Source organism: Pedobacter sp. (assembly GCF_035566355.1).
Taxonomy (GTDB): domain Bacteria; phylum Bacteroidota; class Bacteroidia; order Sphingobacteriales; family Sphingobacteriaceae; genus Pedobacter.
Genome location: NZ_DATMRL010000099.1, coordinates 1 through 3,512 on the forward strand (window position 1 = coordinate 1; position 3,512 = coordinate 3,512).

The window sequence follows — 3,512 nt, forward strand, 5'->3', positions numbered from 1 at the left end:
GATCAACAGAGCCAATATGCTGCTGGAAAACATTTCCAAGGCCAGCATGGACCCTACCAAAAAGAGGGCAGCCGAAGGAGAAGCCTTGTTTTTAAGGGCATATTATTATTTCATTCTGACTAATAACTGGGGAAACGTACCTCTTAAATTAACGGCTACCGCTTCTGCATCTGAAGTAAATTTCCCAAGTACGCCTTACAAAGCAGTTTATCAGCAAATTATAGCTGATATGGAAAAAGCAGCCGACATGGTGTATCCCATTGCCAACTACACTTATGGAAGCCGTGTCACACAATCTGTAGTCTGGGGCATCCTGGCACGCGTTAACTTGAAAATGGCCGGCGCTCCGTTAAGAGATGTCAGCCGCTATGCAGAGGTTAAAAAATGGGCTGAGAAAGTAAAAACTGCCGGGCACTCCCTGAACCCGGATTACAAACAGGTTTTCATCAATATGTGCCAGAACAAATATGACACTAAAGAGGTGATCTGGGAAGTTGAATTCGGAAAGAAAAATGGCACACAAGATGAAGAAGGTTCTGTAGGGTCTATCAATGGGATCGCTGCCAATGCCAATATCGGTTACAGCTACGGAGCCAAACACACAACGGAAAAATACTACAATTCCTTTGACGACAATGACCTGCGCAGGGACTGGAATATCGGCCCTTACTCCTACGACACCAATGGCGGAAGAGTTGCTTACACGAATACCCAAATTTATAACCGTTGCGACGCCAAATGGAGAAGGGAATACGAAACTGCCCTCCCTAAATTTAACGGAACCACTTCGATTAATTTCCCTTTGTTACGCTATTCAGATGTACTTCTGATGTTGGCAGAGGCCGAAAATGAAATGAACGGGCCAACGCAGACAGCTATTGATGCCGTGAACGAAGTGAAACGTCGTGCACACGGAAAAACACTCAACACTCTCGAACTGGTTAAATCGGTGACCATTACCAATGGTGGTACAACCACCTATACCAGTGCTCCGACTGTCACATTCAGCGGCGGCGGCGGTACTGGTGCAGCTGCCACTGCCTTCTTAGGTGCAGGAAAAGTAACGGCCATTTATCTGACCAACCCGGGTTCTGGTTATACAAGTGCTCCAACAATTACATTTAGTGGCGGGGCGGGCAGCGGAGCAGCAGCCACAGCGGTACTGACCAAAATTGCAAGCGGCAATTTTGATCTGACCCAGGAAGAAACGACAACTAAAGAGGATTTTCGTGCTGCGATCCGTAAAGAAAGATCATTGGAACTGGGTTATGAAGGATTAAGGCGTTTTGATTTGATCCGCTGGGGACAGTTTTACTCCACGATGAAGAACCTGGCCAACGAGATCACAACCACTGCTCCGGCAAGCTATACCTATGCGGCCAAATCCGCACAGAATGTCTCAGAAAAAGATACTTTGTTTGCCATACCAGCCCTGGAGCTCAGTCTCAATAAAGTGATTCTTCAAAACAAAGGATGGTAAACCTATCCTTATTTTTTAATTTCTAAAACAGAAAAGATGAAACTATTAAAATATGTATTTGCACTGTTCATTCTACCTGGTATGATCTCCTGTAAAAAGCAGGTTCCTGAAAATCCTACTTTTGACGTGCAGACAGCTCAACAGGAATATAAAGTTGGAGATTCCATTCTCTTCTCTATCAGCGGTTATGCAGACAACATTAGCTTTTACTCCGGTGAAGCCGGAAAGGAATACCGGTATAAAGACCGTATAGAATCCACAGACAGCAAACTGAACCTGAACATTTCCACTCAGGTCCTTTACGGAGCACAAAGCAACAACCTGCACCTCATGTATTCTACTGACTTTGGTAACCTGTACACTCCTGAAGGAATTAAGGCTGCTACCTGGACGGACATCACCAGCAAATTTACCCTTTCAACCGCAGCAGCAGGTGCTGTTGGTGCAGTCACCTCCTCCGGAGATATTGACATTGCTGATCTTCCCGTTTCCGGAAAGCCCATTTATTTTGCATGGAAATATACCAATGAAGCCAGCATTTCTGCTGCAGTGGGTGCACGGACCTGGCGCATTCCGGTATTTAACCTCAGCAATAAAACCCCTTCAGGCAGTTTAGCCAGCATCGCAAGCGTGACCACGGCCGGTTGGCTGGCTGTCGATGTGGAAAACCCAGTAAACAAATGGACTATCCAGAGCACAACTCCCTTTTTGTTTTTTACTCCGGCCAGCACACTACTGCCTTCAGAAGATTGGGCCATTACCCGGGCGCTCTTTCCAAATGCGGTTACTCCGGACGTAGGTACGGGCATTAAAGATTACCTAAAAAAAATGAACAATTACAAATATGCTTACAAAAGCCCTGGAACCTACACCATAACTTTTGTAGCTAATAACGTCAATAACAAAGGACTTAAGGAAGTTATCAAAGAACTGAATATCACCATTAAACCATAACATGAAAGCCATAAAAAATCAACTAAACAGGCTATTGATCCTGGCCTTGCTCAGTCTTTCAGGACTGGCAAATGCCCAGCAAAAGAACCTCCTTTATTTTGATGCTACTGCTAATTTTGAAAGATTCGCCAGTAAAGATTCGATCCGTTATTACCTGCAAAAATCAAAAGATGCGGGTGTTACTGATGTAATTATAGATGTCAAACCGATATCTGGAGAAGTGCTTTATCCCAGTAAGATCGCCCCGGTGATGAAAGAATGGAAAGGCTTTAAGAAAAATGGCAAAGTAGACCTGCTGGGAACTTTTCTGAAAGAGGGACATTTAATGGGTTTAACCGTACATGCTACGATTAATATTTTCAGCGGCGGACACAATGCCTTTAAAAGGGGAATTGTATACAGCGATCCAAAAAAATCAAACTGGCAATCACTCAATTATACTTCTGCAGGCCTAACCCCCATCTCGGAAATTAAAAGTAAATGGTCTGCCATGATCAATCCGGCCAATCCGGAAGTACAACAATATGAATTGTCCATCTTAATGGAACTTGCTTCCATGTATCCTGAACTGGACGGCATTATCCTTGACCGGGTTCGTTACGACAGCATAGAGTCAGATTTTTCACCCCTCTCCAAAAGCCTGTTTGAAAACTATGCAGGGCTAAAAGTCCAGCATTTTCCGGAGGATATCTTTTCTTATGATACAAATAAAAAAAGGATACCAGGTGTGCATTATAAAAAATGGATTGAATGGCGTGCAAAAGTGATCCATGATTTCTTTTTAACTGCCAGGACCGCTTTAAAAGGCAAATATCCAAAAATTCAGTTTGGTGATTATACCGGCTCCTGGTATCCGACCTACTATGAAGTGGGCGTGAACTGGGCCAGTAAAGATTACGATCCCTCCCAACATTTTGACTGGGCTACACCAGCCTATAAAAACTTTGGCTATGCCGAAGCACTTGATCTGTATACGACTGGAAGCTATTATTTTGAAGTTGACAAAAAGGAGGCTCAAAACATCGATATCAGTAAGGTCAATCGCATAGAAGCCGGACAAGGAACAGGAAAAGACGAC

The 3,512-nt window shown here is 44.0% G+C and carries 3 protein-coding genes; all 3 read left to right on the forward strand.

Going from position 1 to position 3,512, the window contains the following annotated elements; all coding sequences use genetic code 11:
* On the forward strand, positions 1–1,480 hold a 1,480-nt coding region (locus VNZ46_RS03850), incomplete at its 5' end, for a RagB/SusD family nutrient uptake outer membrane protein (protein WP_325558780.1).
* 36 nt (positions 1,481–1,516) lie between these two features.
* Positions 1,517–2,434 (forward strand): DUF5017 domain-containing protein, encoded by a 918-nt coding sequence (locus VNZ46_RS03855; protein WP_325558781.1) that lies wholly within the window; start codon positions 1,517–1,519, stop codon positions 2,432–2,434.
* A gap of 1 nt (position 2,435) precedes the next feature.
* Positions 2,436–3,512, forward strand: a 1,077-nt coding sequence (locus VNZ46_RS03860) for a family 10 glycosylhydrolase (RefSeq protein ID WP_325558783.1), incomplete at its 3' end; no start/stop codon positions are given.

Excerpts from the sequence above, each read along its gene's own strand:
- VNZ46_RS03855 (WP_325558781.1), top strand. The coding sequence starts at position 1,517 with ATGAAACTATTAAAATATGTATTTGCACTGTTCATTCTACCTGGTATG.